The sequence below is a fragment of the Pseudomonas sp. PDM15 genome (assembly GCF_014851565.1).
GTDB lineage: Bacteria > Pseudomonadota > Gammaproteobacteria > Pseudomonadales > Pseudomonadaceae > Aquipseudomonas.
On sequence record NZ_JACVAA010000001.1, the window covers coordinates 597,778 to 616,438 of the forward strand.

General features: G+C 66.9%; 17 protein-coding genes and 2 pseudogenes. 14 read left to right on the plus strand and 5 right to left on the minus strand.

Annotated elements, in window-relative coordinates:
* Positions 1 to 9: 9 nt before the first annotated feature.
* The 3 genes from IB232_RS02925 to IB232_RS02935 form a co-directional block, all read right to left on the minus strand.
* Positions 10 to 1,122 (minus strand): hypothetical protein, encoded by a 1,113-nt coding sequence (locus IB232_RS02925; RefSeq protein ID WP_225592081.1) that lies wholly within the window; start codon positions 1,120 to 1,122, stop codon positions 10 to 12.
* Between the two features lie 63 nt (positions 1,123 to 1,185).
* Entirely contained in the window at positions 1,186 to 1,656 is a 471-nt protein-coding gene (locus tag IB232_RS02930; protein WP_192397064.1) for a YchJ family protein, read from the minus strand.
* 4 nt (positions 1,657 to 1,660) lie between these two features.
* A complete protein-coding gene (locus IB232_RS02935) occupies positions 1,661 to 2,158 on the minus strand; it encodes a DUF6231 family protein (protein WP_192397065.1) in 498 nt (165 codons plus the stop codon).
* 426 nt (positions 2,159 to 2,584) lie between these two features.
* Between IB232_RS02935 and IB232_RS23450 the strand changes: the two are divergent.
* Positions 2,585 to 2,947, plus strand: a pseudogene (locus IB232_RS23450) (OmpA family protein); the annotation flags it as partial.
* A gap of 132 nt (positions 2,948 to 3,079) precedes the next feature.
* Positions 3,080 to 3,817 carry an OmpA family protein gene (locus IB232_RS02945; RefSeq protein WP_192397067.1) on the plus strand — a complete coding sequence of 246 codons (738 nt, stop codon included), beginning with the start codon at positions 3,080 to 3,082 and terminating at the stop codon, positions 3,815 to 3,817.
* Positions 3,818 to 3,880: 63 nt separating this feature from the next.
* On the opposite strand, the gene IB232_RS02950 is transcribed toward IB232_RS02945, so the two are convergent.
* Positions 3,881 to 4,345, minus strand: a complete 465-nt coding sequence (locus IB232_RS02950; protein ID WP_192397068.1) for a CopD family protein — start codon at positions 4,343 to 4,345, stop codon at positions 3,881 to 3,883.
* Between the two features lie 80 nt (positions 4,346 to 4,425).
* On the opposite strand from IB232_RS02950, the gene dinG reads away from it, so the two are divergent.
* The 11 genes and pseudogenes from dinG to IB232_RS03005 all read left to right on the plus strand — a co-directional run bounded on the left by dinG (position 4,426) and on the right by IB232_RS03005 (position 17,687).
* The gene (dinG, locus tag IB232_RS02955) at positions 4,426 to 6,573 is read left to right on the plus strand and encodes an ATP-dependent DNA helicase DinG (protein WP_192397069.1); all 2,148 of its coding nucleotides are present in this window, start codon (positions 4,426 to 4,428) and stop codon (positions 6,571 to 6,573) included.
* A gap of 28 nt (positions 6,574 to 6,601) precedes the next feature.
* A complete protein-coding gene (locus IB232_RS02960) occupies positions 6,602 to 7,426 on the plus strand; it encodes an SDR family NAD(P)-dependent oxidoreductase (protein ID WP_192397070.1) in 825 nt (274 codons plus the stop codon).
* Positions 7,427 to 7,653: 227 nt separating this feature from the next.
* Positions 7,654 to 8,685 carry a glycosyltransferase gene (locus IB232_RS02965; protein WP_192397071.1) on the plus strand — a complete coding sequence of 344 codons (1,032 nt, stop codon included), beginning with the start codon at positions 7,654 to 7,656 and terminating at the stop codon, positions 8,683 to 8,685.
* 9 nt (positions 8,686 to 8,694) lie between these two features.
* Positions 8,695 to 9,663 carry a hypothetical protein gene (locus tag IB232_RS02970; RefSeq protein WP_192397072.1) on the plus strand — a complete coding sequence of 323 codons (969 nt, stop codon included), beginning with the start codon at positions 8,695 to 8,697 and terminating at the stop codon, positions 9,661 to 9,663.
* The gene (locus IB232_RS02975; RefSeq protein ID WP_192397073.1) at positions 9,660 to 10,373 is read left to right on the plus strand and encodes a hypothetical protein; all 714 of its coding nucleotides are present in this window, start codon (positions 9,660 to 9,662) and stop codon (positions 10,371 to 10,373) included. Before IB232_RS02970 ends, IB232_RS02975 begins: the two co-directional genes overlap by 4 nt.
* Positions 10,370 to 11,476: a hypothetical protein gene (locus tag IB232_RS02980; protein WP_192397074.1), complete on the plus strand. Its 1,107-nt coding sequence runs from the start codon at positions 10,370 to 10,372 to the stop codon at positions 11,474 to 11,476. The genes IB232_RS02975 and IB232_RS02980 overlap by 4 nt, the downstream gene beginning before the upstream one ends.
* A gap of 68 nt (positions 11,477 to 11,544) precedes the next feature.
* The gene (locus IB232_RS02985; protein WP_225592082.1) at positions 11,545 to 13,827 is read left to right on the plus strand and encodes a beta-agarase; all 2,283 of its coding nucleotides are present in this window, start codon (positions 11,545 to 11,547) and stop codon (positions 13,825 to 13,827) included.
* A gap of 151 nt (positions 13,828 to 13,978) precedes the next feature.
* A complete protein-coding gene (locus IB232_RS02990; RefSeq protein WP_192397075.1) occupies positions 13,979 to 15,124 on the plus strand; it encodes a serine hydrolase domain-containing protein in 1,146 nt (381 codons plus the stop codon).
* Positions 15,115 to 15,831: pseudogene (locus tag IB232_RS02995) on the plus strand (OmpA family protein); the annotation flags it as partial. The gene IB232_RS02990 and the pseudogene IB232_RS02995, both read left to right, overlap by 10 nt.
* 49 nt (positions 15,832 to 15,880) lie before the next feature.
* Positions 15,881 to 16,543, plus strand: coding sequence for a pyridoxamine 5'-phosphate oxidase (gene pdxH, locus IB232_RS03000; protein WP_192397077.1), 663 nt, complete (start codon positions 15,881 to 15,883; stop codon positions 16,541 to 16,543).
* A 7-nt stretch (positions 16,544 to 16,550) separates the two neighbouring features.
* Positions 16,551 to 17,687: a glycerate kinase gene (locus IB232_RS03005; protein ID WP_192397078.1), complete on the plus strand. Its 1,137-nt coding sequence runs from the start codon at positions 16,551 to 16,553 to the stop codon at positions 17,685 to 17,687.
* Here IB232_RS03005 and IB232_RS03010 read toward each other — a convergent pair whose 3' ends face one another.
* Positions 17,688 to 17,930 (minus strand): hypothetical protein, encoded by a 243-nt coding sequence (locus tag IB232_RS03010; protein WP_192397079.1) that lies wholly within the window; start codon positions 17,928 to 17,930, stop codon positions 17,688 to 17,690. It lies immediately after the preceding gene.
* A 160-nt stretch (positions 17,931 to 18,090) separates the two neighbouring features.
* Between IB232_RS03010 and IB232_RS03015 the strand changes: the two genes are divergently transcribed.
* On the plus strand, positions 18,091 to 18,555 hold the full coding sequence (locus IB232_RS03015; protein ID WP_192397080.1) for a glycine zipper 2TM domain-containing protein: 465 nt from the start codon (positions 18,091 to 18,093) through the stop codon (positions 18,553 to 18,555).
* The last annotated feature ends 106 nt before the right edge of the window (positions 18,556 to 18,661 follow it).

Genomic DNA, 18,661 nt, shown 5'->3' on the forward strand with positions numbered 1-18,661 from the left:
TGTGTGGCTTCAGCTCTTGCTGGTCGTGCACTTGGCCTGGGCCTGGGGCGGCGTCAGATTTCGGATCGAGGTGTAGAACAACTCGCAGGTCTGCACTTTGTCGGTGACCTGCCACTTCTGCGTGCAGCTGTTCAGCGTCTGCTGCGGATCGGCGGAAGGATTCTGCCCCATGCCGGCCTGCCAGCAGGCGGCGCTGATGTCCTGGCCCATCACCTTGAGCCCTGCGGCGTCGGCCTTCGCCTGGTCGCCGCCGTAGTTCTCCGGGTCGGCCGCATACCAGATATAGCTCGGGTGGTTGGCGCCGAGCACCGGCACGTTCTGGCCCGGCGCAGGCGTGATCTCGTCCAGGCCCAGTACGCCGATGTTGACCTTGTACTGGCTGTTGACCCAGGTGCGCACCGGGCCGCCGAAGGCGACCATGGGCAGCGGCGTGCCGTTGCCTGCGGTGAGCTGGGCGACCATCGTCGTCTGGTAGTCGGTGAAGTAGCTATAGACACCTTGCAGGTCGCTGCCCGCGCTGGCCGGTGCGGCAATCGGCGCGATGTCGATGATGGTCTGGTAGGCCGGCGTCTGGGCCGCCGCCACGCCGTTCTCGGTCAGCAGCGAGGCCCAGCGATCGGTGGTCTTGGACTCCAGGTAGTCCTGGGCCTGGGTCAGCGAGTAGTCCGGCGGGAAGTGCAGCAGCTCCACGCTCTTGCGGTTGTCCAGGGCCATGCCCAGGGGCAGGAAGAAGTACCAGCTGTACTGCCACTTGCCGTCACTGTTGAGCTTGCTGGCGCCGTCAAAAGCCGAGTCGCCGGCGGCCAGCAGGTTGCTCAGCGGCGTGCCGTAATCGGCGGGGACGCCACTGAAACTGGCCGTGAGCATGTCCCCGCTCTGGCTGACCTTGACCGTGGCATCGGCGTAGCCGTCGCGCTCCAGGCTCTGCTGCAGGTAGTGCTCGGCGGTCTGCTCCAGCGTCCAGTCGCGATAGCAGATCACGCTGCAGTTGTTGGGGTAGGCGAACAGGCGGGTGACGCGCTCGCTGCTGCCCAGGCTGACCTGCACGTCGTCCGCCTGAACGGCGCCGACTAATAGCAGGGCGACCAGGCCGGCCGCCGCTCCACTGTGCTTGTGCTTCATCTACTGCTCCTTGTTGGCCCCGGCCCCCGCCGGGTTCTGGCTAACAAATGAAGCAGAGTTTTCTCAGCTCAGGTAGCTGCTGCAGCACTTCTTGAATTTCTGTCCGCTGTTGCAGGGGCAAGGATCGTTGCGCCCGGCCTTGAGTGGCGTGGTGGGGTCGAGGAAGTACCAGCGGCCCTCGCGCTGGACGAAGGCTGAGCGCTCGCGATGGCTGTGCTCGCCGCTGCCGTCGTGCCAGCGCGCGGTGAAGGTGACGAAGGCGTGCTCGGGCTGCGCGCCGATCAGTTCGCTGCCTTCCACTTCGAGTCCCAGCCAGGTGCTGCCCAGGCTCCAGGCGCGGATGCCGTCGCGGTCGAGTCCGTCCTGCTGGGCGGGAAGGGTAGTGGCCACCAGATAGTCGAGCAGGCCCAGCACGTAGGCGCTGTAGCGCGAGCGCATGAGGTGTTCGGCGCTGGGCGCCGGAGTGCCCTGGTGATAGTGGCCGCAGCAGGCGTCCAGCGAACTGCCGCTGCCGCAGGGACAGGCTTGGCTCATGGCATCACCACCAGTACTTGCCGAAGTTTTGCGGGTTGGCCCAAAACTTGGCGTTCAGCCAGTCAGGAACCTGCTTGTAATCGCGCAGGTCGTAGGTGAACAGGGTCAGCGTCTGGCCTTCGCGCTGGAAGCTCTCGCTAGCCTGCAGGGCCAGAGCGAACAGCTCGGTTTCCTGCCAGCCACAGGCGGCCAGGTCGACCAGCACGGCCAGGCGACTGGCGTTGAGGTTGCGGATGCCGCCGAGCAATTCCAGCGCAGTGCGCTTGGGTAGGTGCTCCAGGCAGTCCACCACCAGTGCAAGATCGTAACGCTGAGCCGCCAGGTCCGCCGGTAACGCTCCGGCCGGAGCATGGGCCAGCAGGGTTTGCGGGTGGGCTTCCCGAAAGGCGGATACCGCCGGCAACTGGCTGGCGCCGACCAGCAACAGGCGCTGCGGCGCATGATGATCGAGCAGCGCGGCCAAGGCCTGCTGCGGTGTACGTGAGGATGGGGCGTGAGTCATATGGTGAAAATCCCGAGTACGAATGCCAAGACTATCGCGCTCCGAGCTAATGTCCTATGGACCTTGGTATGGAAACTGCCTATAACTGGCGGATAGTAAGGAAGCCATCTTTACTTCTTTGCTGTCGGTTGTACGCCGATTCCCTACAGGAGACCTAATAAGATGAGTATCACAAGGAAAGCTGTACCCCTGATCCTGGCAACCGGCCTGCTGACCGGCTGCGCTGGCATTCAGAAAACCGATTGGCCGACCTGCGCGGCCGTTGGTGGTGTGACCGGTGCTGCACTGGGTGCGATTGAAAGCTCTGAGTGGGCCGGTGGCGGTGCGCTGGTTGGTGCCGGTATGGCCGCAGCGTATTGCTGGGTGCATGGCGCTGAAGAGCAAGTGGCAGTGGTCGAAGAGACTGTGGTCGAAGAGACCGTCACTCCAGAACCTGCTGAGCCGGTACGCGTCGAGCTGGACGTCAAGTTCGACTTCGACAAGTCCGTGGTTAAAGAAGAAAGCCAAGGCGACATCAAGGCGCTGGCCGATTTCATGAGCCAGTATCCGTCCACCAGCACCGTGGTTGAAGGTCACACCGACTCCGTCGGCACCGACGCTTACAACCAGGGTCTGTCCGAGCGTCGTGCCAATGCCGTACGTGACGTACTGGTCAACCAGTATGGCGTAGGCGGTGACCGCGTGAGCTCGGTGGGTTATGGCGAAAGCCGCCCGGTGGCTGACAACTCCACCAGCGATGGCCGTGCCATCAACCGTCGCGTGGAAGCCGAGGTTGAAGCTCGCCCCTAAGTAGTCATCTCCCGGCAAGGCGGCTGCAGCATCTGGCTCAGTCGCCCACTGGGACTGGCTTGTACACTTTGGGGGACGGGTCTTTACTCCTGTGTTACCGGTAATCGAACCGGTGACACAGGAGATCCCGCCATGAGAAGCATCTCAAGGGCAGTTGTACCCCTTCTCTTGGTCAGTAGTGTTCTCTCAGGTTGCGTCACGACTTCCAGTACGGGAGATGCGCCGCTCAACCAAGGGAACTGGCCCATTTGTACGGCGATTGGCGGCCTGGCCGGAGGAGGTCTTGGCGCCATCGAAAGTTCTGCTTGGGCAGCTGGAGGCGCGGTGGCCGGTGCGGTCATCGGAACTCTGATCTGCTATGCCCAGGACGGCGACCAGGATGGCGATGGTGTATTCGATCGCCGCGACCGTTGCCCCGATACCCCGCCCAACACTCCGGTACGGCACAACGGTTGCCCGCTGCCCACCTATCCGGATTCCGCCCCTGCCGCTGAGCCTGTAGTCGATGCAGGTGAGCCGGTGCGCGTCGAGCTGGACGTCAAGTTCGATTACGACAAGTCTGTGGTCAAGCAAGAAAGCCAGGCCGATATCAAGGCAGTGGCCGACTTCATGAGCCAATACCCGCAGACCAGCACCACAGTGGAAGGTCACACCGACTCCAACGGCTCCGATGCCTATAACCAGGGCCTCTCCGAACGGCGTGCCAACGCCGTGCGCGATGTGCTGGTCAATCAATACGGCGTCGCGGGTGATCGGGTGTCGTCGGTAGGATACGGCGAGTCTCGCCCGGTGGCCGACAATGGCACCGACGAGGGACGTGCCGTCAACCGTCGGGTCGAGGCGTCAGTGGAGGCGCAGCCCGCGCAATAGCGTTTTTGGCGGTGATTTACTCCCGCATCACTCTTGGGTGGTGCGGGAGCTGATTCGGCGCTATCAGAAAGTCGGGCGGGCGGCTGCAATGGCCACCAGGGCAAGCCCCACCAACAGATTGCTTCCCACCAGACGGCGGATGCGTCCGAGCGCCTCGCCACCTGCCGGCCAGTTCTGTGCCTCCACGGCCTGACGCAGCAGCGGCAGCTGGAGGAAACGCACGCGCAGGAACAGGGCGAGCATCACCAGATACAGCCCCATCATCACCTGTACATAACGCGGCGCCGTTTCGAAGCCGGCGAAGCGCGCGTGCAGCATGCCCACGCCGGACACGGGCAGAAGCAGCACGGCGATCCATACCCAAAGGAAGAAGCGCTGGAACACCTCCAGCCACAGGCTCAGGCGTTCCGGTGCCTGCAGTTTGGCCACGGCGGCCGGGCGCAGGATCATCCAGGCGAAGAACATGCCACCAACCCAGACCAGGGCGGCCAGCAGGTGCACGGCATAAAGAGCAGAGAAGACGGTCATCGGGAGTCTCGGTCGCGGGATGGCGCGCGAGCATAACCTATCGGTAAACTACTGAGAATTTATCCAGCCTTTTCGCGCCCATGCTCAGCTCCGAACTCAAGTCCCAGATCCAGGGCGCCTACAGCCGTTTTCTCGAAGCCAAGGGGCTCAAGGCCCGTTATGGCCAGCGCCTGATGATCGCCGAAGTGGCCAAGGTGCTGGGGGCGATCAAGCACAACGAAGAAGGCCAGCGCGACGGCGAGCCCGCCGTGGTGGCGGTGGAGGCGGGGACCGGCACCGGCAAGACGGTCGCCTACAGCCTGGCCGCCATTCCTACCGCCAAGGCCGCCGGCAAGCGCCTGGTGATCGCCACCGCCACCGTCGCACTGCAGGAGCAGATCGTGCACAAGGACCTGCCGGACCTGATGCGCAACGCCGGCCTGCAGTTCAGCTTCGCCCTGGCCAAGGGCCGCGGTCGTTACCTGTGCCTGTCCAAGCTGGACATGCTGCTGCAGGAAGGCCAGGCGCAGAGCGCCACGGCGCAGATGTTCGAGGAAGAAGGCTTCCGTATCGACGTCGACGAGCACAGCCAGAAGCTCTACAGCAAGATGATCGAGAAGCTCGCCGGCAACCGCTGGGACGGCGATCGCGACAGCTGGCCCGAGGAGCTGGAAGACCAGGTCTGGGGCACCCTGACCACGGATCACAGCCAGTGCACCAACCGCCATTGCCCGAACTTCCAGCAGTGCGCCTTCTACAAAGCGCGCGAAGGCATGACCAAGGTCGATGTGATCGTCACCAACCACGACATGGTCCTGGCCGACCTGGCTCTAGGTGGAGGCGCTGTGCTGCCGGACCCGCGCGAAACGCTCTATGTGTTCGACGAAGGTCACCACCTGCCGGACAAGGCCATCGGCCACTTCGCCCACTTCACCCGTCTGCGCAGCACCGCCGACTGGCTCGGCCAGGTGGAGAAGAATCTGACCAAATTGCTGGCCCAGCATCCGCTTCCCGGCGACCTCGGCCGGCTGATCGAGCAGGTACCGGAGCAGGCTCGTGAGCTGCGCACTCAGCAGCAGTTCATGTTCAGTGCCTGTGAGCAGCTGGCCGATTTTCGCGCCGGCGAAGACATGGAAGGCCGCGAGCGTCCACGCCACCGCTTCGAGGGCGGTCTGGTGCCCGAGCACTTGCGCGAGCTCGGCATCGAGCTGAAGAAGGGCTTCGCCAAGCTCACCGACGTGTTCACCCGCCTCACCGAATTGCTCAAGCAGGCCATGGATGACGAGGGCACCAGCATCGGTCTGGCCAGCCACCAGGCTGAGGAGTGGTACCCGCTGTTCGGCAGCCTGCTGGCCCGCGCCCAGGGTAACTGGGAGTTGTGGACCGCCTTTACCGTCGAGGACCCGGAAGACAGCCCGCCGATGGCGCGCTGGCTGACCCTGGCCGACAGTGGCGCGGCCTTCGATATTGAGGTCAACGCCAGCCCGATCCTGGCTGCCGAGACCCTGCGTCGCAACCTGTGGAACGTCGCCTACGGCGCCCTGGTGACCTCGGCGACCCTGACCGCACTGGGCACTTTCGACCGCTTTCGCATGCGTTCCGGCCTGCCCAAGGCGGCGGTCACCGCCGTGGTTCCGAGCCCGTTCCACCATGCCGACGCCGGCGTCCTGCGGGTGCCTGACCTCAAGGCCGATCCGCGCGACGCCGCCGCCCACACCGCCGCGATCATTCGCGATCTGCCAGCGTTGGTGAAAGGCGCGCGCGGCACGCTGGTGCTGTATTCCTCGCGCAAGCAGATGCAGGACGTATTCGATGGCCTCGACCGCGACTGGCGCAAGCGCGTGTTGATCCAGGGCAACCTGTCCAAGCAGGAGACCCTGAACAAGCACAAGGCACGGGTCGATGACGGCGAGGAGAGCGTGCTGTTCGGCCTGGCCAGTTTCGCCGAGGGTGTCGACCTGCCCGGTGCCTACTGCGAGCACGTGGTGATCGCCAAGATTCCCTTCGCCGTGCCGGACGACCCGGTCGAGGCGGCCCTGGCCGAATGGATCGAGGCGCGCGGCGGCAATCCGTTCATGGAGATCGCCGTGCCCGACGCCTCCCTGCGTCTGATCCAGGCTTGTGGCCGCCTGCTGCGTACCGAGGCCGATCGCGGCATCATCACCCTGCTGGATCGCCGCGTGGTGACCCAGCGTTACGGCAAGGCCATCCTCAACGCGCTGCCGCCGTTCCGCCGCGAGATCGCCTGACCTCATTCATCTGCCAGGGAGTTGGCCCATGCGCACCATCCTCATCACCGGTTGTTCCACGGGCATCGGCCATGCCACGGCGCTGGCCTGCCGCGCCGCCGGCTGGCGCGTGTTCGCCAGTGCGCGCAAGGCGGCGGATGTCGAGCGTTTGCAGGGCGAGGGGTTCGAGGCGGTGCGCCTGGACCTGGACGACTCCGCCAGCATCGCCGAGGCCCTGGCCTGGGTGCTCGAACAGAGTGGCGGTGGCCTGGATGCATTGTTCAACAACGCCGGCTACGGCCAGCCTGGCGCCATCGAGGACCTGCCGCGGGTGGCCTGGCGGGAGCAGTTCGAGAGCAACCTGTTCGGCCCCATCGAACTGACCGCCGCGGTGCTGCCGGCCATGCGCCGCCAGGGTCACGGCCGCATCCTGTTCAACAGCTCGGTGCTCGGTTATGCCGCGCTGCCGCTGCGCGGCGCCTACAACGCCTCCAAGTTCGCCATGGAAGGGCTAGTCGACACCTTGCGCCTGGAACTGGCCGGCAGCGGCATCGAGGCGGTGCTGATCGAACCGGGGCCGATCATCGCGCGCTTTCGCGCCAACAGCCTGCTGGCCCTGCGCAAGCATGTGGACACCAGTCGTGGCGCGCATGCTGCGAGCTATGCGCTGATGGAGGAGCGCCTGGCCAAGGAGGGCGCCGCGGTGAAGTACACCCTGCCGGCGCAGGCGGTGGCCGAGGCCGTACTGCAGGCGCTGGACAGTCGCGTACCGCGCACCCGCTATCCGGTGACGGTGCCGGCCAAGCTGTTCCGCGTGCTCAATCGCCTGCTGCCGGATCGCCTGCTTGATCGGATGAAAGGCGGTACCGTCTGAGAGACCTTTTCAAAGTCTGCTGCGCGTCGGCCATGCGTCGTTAAAAACAGGCTCGGACTGCTCATTTACCGCAGTAAACTGCGCGTCCTCGCCTGTTTTTGCCTAGCCTGGCTCTAGCTCGCGAGACTTTGAGCGGTCTCTGCCACCGACGTGAGCTGGCGCAAGTCGGTGCGGCTGCCGGCCTGCTAGGCTGCCTGCATCGCTCATGGATGAACCGAGGGGCAAGGATGAACCTGCACGATCTGGCCGCACGCACGGCCCTGGTACTGGAAACCAACAACCTGCGCGGCGGCGCCGACCTGGCCAAGGTGGCCGGTAGCCTAGGTCGCCTGTTCGAGCACCTCAAGGGCCAGAGTTTGCCGCTAGGCCGTCTGGCCCAGGTGGTGGTGACTCATGACGGCCTGCCGGCGGAAACCTGCGCCGAGCTGGTTCGTACGTCCGGCCTGGCCCTGCAGTTCGTGCTGATCGATGCCAGCACCGGCTACTACTCGGCGAAGAACCTCGGCTTTGCTGCCACCGACGCGACGTGCTGCGATCATGTGGTGTTCGCCGATGCCGATTGCATCCCTGCCGCCGACTGGCTGGAGCAACTGCTGCTGCCCCTGTGTGCCGAGCAGCCGCCAGCCGTGGTGGCCGGGCGCACCAGCTACAGCACCAGCCTGGCCGGCACGGCGCTGACCACCATCGACTTCATGTATTTCCCCAGCCCGCTGCAGGCCGGGGCCACCCGGAACTTTTACGCCAACAACGTGGCGTTCCGCCGCGAGGTGTTCGCCGAGCATGCCTATCAGGCGCTGGACGGCGTGTACCGCGCCCATTGCCAGGTGCTCGGCCTCAACCTGCAGGCCGCCGGTGTGGCCTTGCATTACGCTGCTGCCGCGCACACCGAGCATCGCCTGCCGGACAGCCGTGGCGAAGCGCTCAAGTTGCGCTGGATGCGCGGCCAGGACTCGGTCGGCCTGACGCCTTACCTGGTCCGCGCCTACCTGCCACAGAAGCTGCATTGGCTGGCGCGCAGTGGCCCGTTGGCGCCGCTGTGCATCCTGATCGCCCGCCTGGGTTTCAGCCTGCGCGCGCTCAACCGTCAGGACCTTCCGCCCGTGCGTGGCCTGCGCCGGCTCGGCGCCATGGGCCTGATAGTGGCGTTCTCCGCCGTCGACATGTGCGGCGCCCTGGCCCGTGGCCTCGGCATCAATACCCTGGGCCGCAGCGATGCCGATGCCCAGGCCCTGTCCTACCACAAGCCAGCCACCCACTGAGGAACGACCATGGAAGTGTCGAAGTTTCTATCGCGCAGCGCCCTGCCACTGGCCCTGGGGTTGCTCTCCAGCCTGGCCCAGGCCGAAGAATTCAGCGGTCGTGGCGTACACGCCTTCGCCAGCACCAGCGGTTGCCCGCTGGCCCCGCTGACCAGCTGCAACCGCATCGCCCTGGACGACGAGCACGGTCGCGTCGAACTGGACCAGACGGCTAGAACCATCCTCTTCGGCAATGGCCATGAGTACGCCGACGATGCGGTGATCGGCGATGTGCTGCTGCACGGCCAGGCCAAGGCCGTGGATGGCCGCGTGGTGCCGGTCAGCCTTCACCTGCTGGTGAGCAAGGATGGCCAGGAGTGGAGCAGCAGCGTGCACGCCCACGCGCCGGTGCAGGGCGATCTGACTGAGGTGAAGCTGGATGCCTACCGCATCGAGGCCGAAGCCAATGGCAAGCGCCAGGTCCTGCTGACCCATGAGCAGGCGTTGCAGACACTGGCGTCGCCTTCCACCGCCGCCAGGCTCGCCAAGCAGTTCGTCCAGGTGCGCGACAACCGGGTCGAGGCGGCCAAGGCCGAGTACGCCGACATCACCATCGCCCTCGGCCTGGAAAAGGCTGCGGTGCCGGCGGTGCGCGCCAGCCTGCATGTGCCTGGCGGCCACGGCGATCTGGCCAAGACGCTGCAGGGCGGTAGCTGGACCCTGGAGCTGGAGGCCCTGCGCAGCCGCCTGCCGCTGTCGGTGATCCGGCGCGACCTGTTCCTGTTCGGCATGGAGAACGTCGAGCTGCTGCAGCCCCTGAGCAGCGAGGGCTTCGCCAAGCATGACAAGCTGCTGCTGGGCGCCCGCGACGGCAAGGGCTACCTGGCATTCCGCGGCCAGCAGATCCACTACCCGCAGGCCGGCACCGCCGCCCAGGCCTTCCTGCAGGACAGCTTCATCGGTCTGGTGCTCAGCGGCCAGCAACACGCCGGCCAATGACCGTCGTCCACCTGGCGGCCTTCGCGGCACCGCGGTTGCGTGGCTGGCCGCGTCTGCAGGCCTGGCTGGTCGATCGCATCAAGCGCGCCGCCCTGCGCCAGCTGCACGGCAGCCAGGCTGGGGAGTTGTTGCTGCTGCGCATCTACCTGATCGGCGAAGAGGCCACCGAGAAGACCCTGCAGCACGAGCTGATGCCGACAGCGCCGGCCTGGCTGGAGCGCCAGGTGCAGCAGCATCTGGGCGAGGAACAGGAGCATAGCGAGCTGTTCGCCGCGGCCATGCGTGAGCGCGGCATGCAGCCGCCCGCGGAGCTGCGCCCAGACTGGCTCAGCCGGGCCAAGATCCGCTGCTGGCAGCGCATCGCCCGACGTCATGCCCCGCATTTCCAGCAGGGCGTGCTGGTACCGGCCTACGCCATCGGCCTGTGTGCCGAACAGATGGCCGAGCGGGTGCTGGCTCGCCACTGCGCCGTGCTGGCCGCCGATCATCCGCTGCGACCGCTGCTGACCCGCGTGCTGCATGACGAGCGCAAGCATGTGCGCCTGTGCATGCGCACCCTGAGCCTGAGTGTGAGCGATGCGGAGATGCCGCGCCTACAACGCATGCTGGCCGAGGCGCGGGCGGTGGACCGGGCCTTCGGCGTCAGCGGGGCGCTGGGCATGTACCTGGCCGGCGTCGGCTTGCGTTTGAGGGCGCGTTTCGCCGGATGAAACCGCGGATTCTCTATCTGGCCACCGCCGATGCCCGTGGCCATCTGATGCGTGCCCAGTTGCTCGCCCATGCCCTGATCGAGCGCGGCGCCGAGGTGCAGGTGCTGACCACCTCGGATGAGGGCGCGACCTTCCTCGGCGAGTTCGGTATCGCCGCCGAGGTGCTGTCGCGCCACTATGCGGTGCAGTTCGACGAGCGGCAGAACATGCAGCGCGGCGCCACCGACGGCAATGTCGCGCGTTACCTGTTCGACCCACGGCACATGCTGCGCGATATCTGGCGCCTGCGCCGCCGCATCGCCACGGTCGATCTGCTGGTCAACGACTCCTTCCATCCGGCGCTGCTGGTGATGGGCTGCCTGCCCGGTTGGCGGTGCAAGATCGTGCATGTGTACGGCGCCAGCCTGCGCCGGGCACTGCTGGACAACTTCCAGGGGCGCCTACCGAACTGGTTGGCGCGTGGCTTCGCCGCGGCCATCGGCTTCGAGCTGCGTCGGGCGCGGGCCTGCCTGCAGCACGATTTCGCCTACGCCGCGCCCGCGCAGGTGGCGCCGCGGGTATTCAACCTGCCAACGCCCATCGCCCTGGCACAGCCCCCAGCGCAGTCACAAACGACGCGCGTCGCCGCCTACCTCAATCCGCACTTTCGCGATCCGCAGTTGGCGGCAGGCCTGGAACAGGGGCTGGCAACGACCGGTCTGCAGGCGCTGCTGGTGGGCGAGGGCTATGCCGGGCGCGCCGGCTGGATACCGCGCGATCCGCAATGGATCGATGCCGCGGCGCACAGCGCGCTGATCGTCTCGGCGCCGGGCATGGCCGCGCTGTCCGTGGCCCAGGTGTACCGCCGGCCGATCCTGCTGCTGGTCACCGACCAGCCGGAGCAGCGCAGCAACGCCGCCCGCGCCGCCGAGCTGGGCCTGGTGCACGAGGTGGTGAGTTGGTCGGGCGATGCCCGGCTGTTTGCCTCCCAGGTGCAGGAGGCGTTGCAGCGGTTGCGCGCGGCGGCGGTCGAGGAGGGCGCCGCTGCTGGCTCACAGCGGGCGCGGCAGCACCTGGACGCATGGGTCGATTGTCTGCTGGAGCTCGCCGCAGAGCCCAAGTAAGGCGTTCCGGGGTGGCATTAGTAGGCCCGCCTGGTGTCTACTTGGCAATCTTCCGGAGTACCAGTTCGATGATTCGCCGTTATCTCCCCCTCGTTCTCGCCCTCCATCTCGCAGCGCCCGCTGTGGCCGCTCCAGAGGGCCAGCAGACCCTGTTCAGTTTCATCAAGCCCACCGACGTGGTGAAGGTCGAGAGCCAGGCCGCCAGCTTCCCCGAGCTGACCGCCGAGCCCACCGCCGAGGGTGAGGTGCTGCGCCGCTTCACCTTCAATGTCGGTGATAACCCCAGCCTGCGCCTGAGCCCGCAGAGCGGCGACTGGGACTGGTCGCAGGCCGGCGCCATGAGCCTGCGCCTGCAGAGCGCGATGGATTGGGCCATCACCCTGGACGTACGCATCGAGAGCCGTGACGGCAAGGTGCTGACCAGTCGTATCGCACTGCCGGCCGGCCCGGCGCAGACCCTGCTGGTGCCGCTTGCCGCCACTTCTCCGCGTGCCCAGGGCATGCGCGCAGGTCCGCCCATGCCGGTCAATGTCGACGGTCAGCGCGTGCTGTTGGCGGAAACCGTGGAAGGCGAGCTGAACCCCGCCCAGGTCAGCGCCGTGGTGCTGAGCATGAGCAAACCGCAGGCGCCGCAGAGCATTCTCCTCAGCCGCTTCGGTGTGCAGTCGGCCGCCGCCGCGCAGCAGGCCATCTATAGCGGCATGGTCGACGAGTGGGGCCAGTACAGCCGCGGCCAGTGGCCGGAGAAGATCGGCAAGGACCAGCAGCTGCGCGATGCCGCCGCCCGCGAAGGCGAGCAGCTCAAGGCCTGGCTGGCCGAGCGCCCGCAGCAGGACAAGTTCGGTGGCTGGCTCAACGGCCCGAGTTTCGAGGCCAAGGGCTTCTTCCGCACCGAGAAGCGCGACGGCCGCTGGTACCTGGTGACTCCCGAGGGACATCCGTTCTACTCGCTGGGCGTCAACGCGGTCAGCGCCTGGCAGAGCCAGACCTACGTGGAGGGCCGCGAGAGCATGTTCGCCGCGCTGCCCAAGGATGGCGAACCCTTGGCCGCCTACTACGGCAAGCGCGACAGCCGCAGCAACAGCGGCGCCAGCCGCGGCCGCGCATTCGACCACGGGCGCTGGTACGACTTCTATCGCGCCAACCTGCAGCGCACCCATGCCGAACCCTGCGCCACTGCCCAGCCGCCGCTGGCCGCCACCCCGGCGCCAGCCGAGCTGGCACCGTGCCCGGCGGCGGGCTTCGACGCCGACCGCTGGACCCAGCACACCCTCGATCGCCTGCAGGCCTGGGGTTTCAACAGCCTGGGCAACTGGAGCGACGACACTCTGGGCAAGACCCAGCGCATGCCGTACACCATCCCGCTGTCGATTTCCGGTGACTACGCCATCATCAGCACCGGCCACGACTGGTGGGGTGGCATGCCCGATCCGTTCGACCCGCGCTTTGCCATGGCCGCCGAGCGTGCCATCGCCATCGCCACCCGCGATCGCCGTGACGATCCCTGGCTGCTCGGCTTCTTCGCCGACAACGAACTGGCCTGGGCCGCGCCGGGTGACGATCCCAAGGCCCGCTACGCCCTGGCCTACGGCACCCTGCGCCTGACCACCGACGTGCCGGCCAAGCGTGCCTTCCTCAAGCAGCTGCGCGACAAGTACCGCAACCAGAACGGGCTGTCCAAGGCCTGGGGCATCGAGCTCAAGGCCTGGGAGCTGATGGAGGACCCGGGCTTCGAGCCGCCGCTACCGAGCGCCGAGTTCCCGCAGATCGAGAAGGACCTGCAGGCCTTCCAGCGCCTGTTCGCCACGACCTACTTCAAAACCATCGCCGATTCGCTGAAATGGCACTCGCCCAACCACATGTTGCTCGGCGGCCGCTTCGCCATCGCTACGCCCGAGGCGGTCGAGGCCTGCGCCGAGTATTGCGACGTGCTCAGCTTCAACTTCTATGTGAACGAGCCGCAGCACGGCTATGACTTCGCCACCCTGCAGGCGCTGGACAAGCCGGTGCTGGTCAGCGAATTCCACTTCGGCAGCCGCGACCGCGGCCCGTTCTGGGGCGGCGTGGCGGAGACCTACAAGGAAGAGGAGCGCGGCCCGGCCTACGCCAACTTCCTGACCAAGGCCCTGGAAGAGCCGTCGATCGTCGGCGTGCACTGGTTCCAGTACCTGGATCAGCCGGTCAGCGGCCGCCTGCTCGACGGCGAGAACGGTCACTTCGGCCTGGTCGCCATCACCGATCGCCCCTGGCAGGGCTTCGTCGAGGCGGTGCGCAAGGCCAACCTCAAGGCGCCCGCCGCGCTATTGCCCAAGGCCGAGCCGGCCAAGGCAGCGGAACCCGCCAAGCCCTGATTTTCCTGGCTTGCAGTCCAGCCCGGAGCGCCTCGCGCGCTCCGGGGCGGCGGACCGTTGGTCCGACGAAGTGACTTGAGCAAAGCGCCAGGATTCACAGGAGTAGCCGGGACTGGAACAATGCCGGCCATTCTGACCGAGGAGTATCAGGTTGCAGATTCAGGGCCATTTCGACCTGCGCTTCGAAGCGCTGAAAGATGCCTTCGTCGAACTGTTCGACGATCCCCAGGAACGTGGCGCCGCGTTATGCGTGCAGATCGGCGGCGAAACCGTCGTCGATATCTGGGCCGGCACGGTCGACAAGGACGGCGCCGAGGCCTGGCACAGCGACACCATCCTCAACCTGTTCTCCTGCACCAAGACCTTCGCCGCCGTCGCCGCCCTGCAGCTGGTGGAGCAGGGCAAGCTGGAGCTGGATACCCCCGTGGCGCGCTGGTGGCCCGAGTTCGCCGCCGCCGGCAAGGAGCGCGTGACCCTGCGTCAGCTGCTCAGCCACCGCGCCGGCCTGCCGGCTCTGCATGCACCGCTGCCGGCCGAGGCACTCTACGACTGGCCGCAGATGACCGCCGCCCTGGCCGCCGAACGTCCCTGGTGGACACCGGGCGAAGCCCACGGCTACTCGCCGATCACCTACGGCTGGCTGGTGGGTGAACTGCTGCGCCGCGCCGACGGGCGCGGCCCGGGCGAGTCCATCGTCGCCCGCATCGCCGAGCCGCTGGGCCTGGACTTCCATGTCGGCCTGGCCGAAGACGAGTTTCCTCGCGTCTCCCATATCGCTCGCAAGAAGGGCGACATGGGTGATGCCGCCGCACAGCGCCTGCTCAAGTGCATGATGAACGAGCCGGCCTCGCTGACCACCCGCGCCTTCGCCAATCCGCCGTCTATTCTCACCAGTACCAACAAGCCGGAATGGCGGCGCATGCAGCAGCCGGCGGCCAATGGCCACGGCAATGCCCGTGCCCTGGCCGGCTTCTACGCGGCGCTGCTGGACGGCCGCCTGCTTGAGCCGGAGCTGCTTGGCGAGATGACCCGCGAACACTCCTGCGGCGAAGACCGCACACTGCTCACTCAGACCCGCCTGGGCCTGGGCTGCATGCTCGACCAGCCGGAGGTGGCCAATGCCACCTACGGCCTCGGCCGCAAGGCCTTCGGCCACCCCGGAGCGGGTGGTTCGGTGGGCTTCGCGGACCCGGAACGCGAGATCGCCTTCGGTTTCGTCACCAACAGTCTCGGACCATACGTACTCATGGACCCGCGCGCGCAGAGACTGGCGCGAACGCTGGGCCAATGCCTGTAACTTGCCTGGGGGAAGATCTAACCATGCACAAGAAAACACTCGTCCTGCTCTGCTGCCTGAGCCTCGCCGCCTGCGCCAACTCCGACAAGAAGGAGGAGGGCGGCAGTAGCTGGTGGTCCTTCGGCGACAACGACAAACCGGCGGCCGCCGCCAAGAAGGCCCCGCCGAAGATCGATCATGAAGTCACCAATGCCTGGCTGGACGAGTACGAACCGCGCCTGAAGGTCGCCCTGAGCGGCAGCAAGATGGAGCTGGAGCGCCGCGAGAACGTGCTGGTGGTCACCGCCCCGGTGGACAGCTCGTTCAACCCCGATCGCCCGAGCATGTTGATGCCGGCCGTGCTCGGCCCCTTCACCAAGGTCGCCAAGATCCTCGAAACCGACAAGCGCACCGGTGTGCTGATCCTCGGCCATGCCGACAGCCGCGGTCAGCTGGACGCCAACTTCAAACTCAGCGAGGACCGCGCCAAGGCCGTCGCCTCGATCTTCCGCCTCAGCGGTCTGCAGCGTGATCGCCTGCTGCTCAAGGGTGTCGGCTCGGACATGCCGCGCGCCGCCAACGACAGCAACGCCGGCCGCGCCCTGAATCGCCGCGTGGAAATCGTCCTGACCCCGCAGAAGACCCTGGTCGCGCTGCTGGCTACTTACAACCAACCGGCGCCGGCGGCAGCCATGCCGGTGGCCCAGGTTGCCGCAGATCAAAAGAAAAAGGACAAGGCGCAGTAAGCTGACGGCATCACTGTCCGAGGAAGCCAGCATGGCGGAGAACCGTGTTTCACAATCGCTTGCCGACATGCGTCGTGACTACACCCGCGACGGCCTCAGCGAGGCCGAGGCACCGGGCGAGCCCTTCGCCCTGTTCCGCCGCTGGTTCGACGATGCGGTAAAGACCGAGCAACTGCCGGTGGAACCAAACGCCATGACCCTGGCCACGGTGGACGGCGAAGGCCGTCCGCACTGCCGGGTGCTACTGCTCAAGGGCCTCGACGAGCGCGGCTTCACCTTCTTCAGCAACTACCAGAGCGCCAAAGGCGAGCAGCTGGCGGAGCGTCCGTTCGCCGCCATGACCTTCTTCTGGCCCAGCCTGGAGCGCCAGGTGCGCATCGAGGGGCGGGTGGAGAAGGTCTCGGCTGCCGAATCCGATGCCTACTTCCAGGTGCGCCCGCTGGGCAGCCGCCTGGGCGCCTGGGCCTCACCACAGAGCCGGGTGATTCGCGACCGCGACGAGCTGCAGCAGCTGCTCGCCGAAACCGAGCAGCGCTTCCTCGACCGAGCGCCGGACTGCCCGCCGCACTGGGGCGGCTACCGCCTGCTGCCGGAGCGTATCGAGTTCTGGCAGGGCCGGTCCAGCCGCCTGCACGACCGCCTCAACTACCGCCTGCAGGACGACGCTTGGCTGCGCGAACGCCTGGCCCCCTGATCCGCCCATGAAGCTGGTCATCGCCCCCGACTCGTTCAAGGAGAGCCTCTCCGCGCCCGAGGTGGCGGCGGCCATCGCCCGTGGCTGGCGCCAGGTCTTTCCCGACGCCGAGATCCTCCTGCGGCCCATGGCCGATGGCGGCGAGGGCACGGTTGACGCGGTGCTGGCCGCCGTGGGGGGCGAGCGTCGCGAGCAGATAGTTCGTGGTCCGCTGGGCGAGCTGGCAACGGCTCACTGGGGCTGGCTTGGCGACGGCACCGCGGTGTTGGAGATGGCCGCGGCCAGCGGCCTGCACCTAGTGCCGCGCGAGCGCCGCGATGCCACCGTCACCAGCAGCCAGGGCACCGGCGAGCTGATTCGCGCGGCGCTGGACGCCGACGCCCAACGCATCATCCTCGGCCTCGGCGGCAGCGCCACCAACGATGGTGGTGCCGGCCTCTTGCAGGCTCTGGGTGTGCGCTTCCTGGATGCGCAAGAACGCGAGCTGCCGCCGGGTGGCGCGGCGCTGGCGCAGCTGGCGCGCATCGATGTCAGCGGCCTGGATCCGCGCCTGGCTCAGGTGCGGATAGAAGTCGCTGCCGACGTCGACAACCCGCTGTGCGGCCCACGCGGCGCTTCCCAGGTATTCGGCCCGCAGAAGGGGGCCAGCCCGCAACAGGTCGAGCTGCTGGACGCCTGTCTGGAGCACTACGCCAGTGTGGTGGCGGCCACGCTGGGCGAGGATCACAGCCTGGTACCGGGCGTCGGCGCGGCCGGCGGCCTGGGCTTCGCCGCCAAGGCTTTTCTGTACGCCGGATTTCGTCCCGGAGTGGAGCTGGTGGCCGAGTTGTCCGGTCTGGCCGAGGCGTTGCACGGTGCCGATCTGCTGATCACCGGCGAGGGGCGCCTGGATGCACAGAGCCTGCATGGCAAGACGCCGGTCGGCGTGGCCCGCATCGCCCGTGCCGCCGGCGTGCCGGTGATCGCGCTGGCTGGTAGCCTGGGCGAGGGCTATCAGGCGCTGTATGAGGTAGGCATCGATGCGGCGTTCAGCCTGACCTCGGGTCCGCAGAGCCTGGAACAGGCTATGGCTGTTGCCGGAGCCGAGCTGCAGGCGCGTGCCTGCGATCTCGCACGCATTTGGCGCCTGCGGCGGGGCGTCTAACTAGTTGCTGCGCTGCAGATAATCGCGTGCTGCCTGGTGCAGCCAGTCTTCCAGTTGCCCACGGCGTACGCCGCGGGAGGCGGCCTCGGCCAGGCGTTCGAGCATGTAGCTCTGCATGGCCGGGTCGCCGGCGGCCATGGACAGGGCCAGGTCACGGTCCATCCAGCGGCGGATGCGCAGGTACAGCCAGCCATGGAAGACCAGGCCGGCCAGGGTGGTGATGGCAACGATGAAGTAGTCCATGGCATGGCTCGCACGGGTGAATCGCCATCCTGCGCCAGCCCGCCGCGCCTGCAAATCTGACCCGATGTCGCACCCTCTCTCTACACTGACGCCAGACGGGCTGGTGACAGCCGCCTGGCGCCGCGGTCTAATGGACACTGCCTCATATGGAGAGAACCACATGCGTAATACCAAGCTGTTCACTGCCTCCCTCGTCGCTCTGACCCTCACGCTGGGTGGCTGTGTCTCCAACCTCAGCGGCGACAGCTATAGCCGCGACGAGGCCCGCAAGGTGCAGACCGTGCGCCTGGGTACCATCGAGATGCTGCGCCCGGTGAAGATCGAGGGCACCAAGACCCCGATCGGCGCGGGTGCCGGTGCGGTGGTGGGCGGAGTAGGCGGCAGCGCCATCGGCGGTGGGCGCGGCTCGGTGGTGGCGGCAGTGATCGGCGCCGTGGCCGGTGGCCTGCTCGGTTCCATGACCGAGGAAGGCCTGACCCGCACCCAGGGCGTGGAAATCACCGTGCGTGAAGACGACGGCACCCTGCGCGCCTACGTGCAGCAGGTGCAGGAAAACGAAATCTTCCGCGTCGGCGAGCGTGTGCGCATCATGACCGTCGACGGCACCAGCCGCGTCGCACACTAAGCGCTGCCCAGGGCCCGGCATTCGCCGGGCCTTTCGTTCCAACTCCCGCTCCGATCACTCCGGCTTATCGCTGCTCATCAAGGCTGTGCTCAGGCATTGCGGGTGT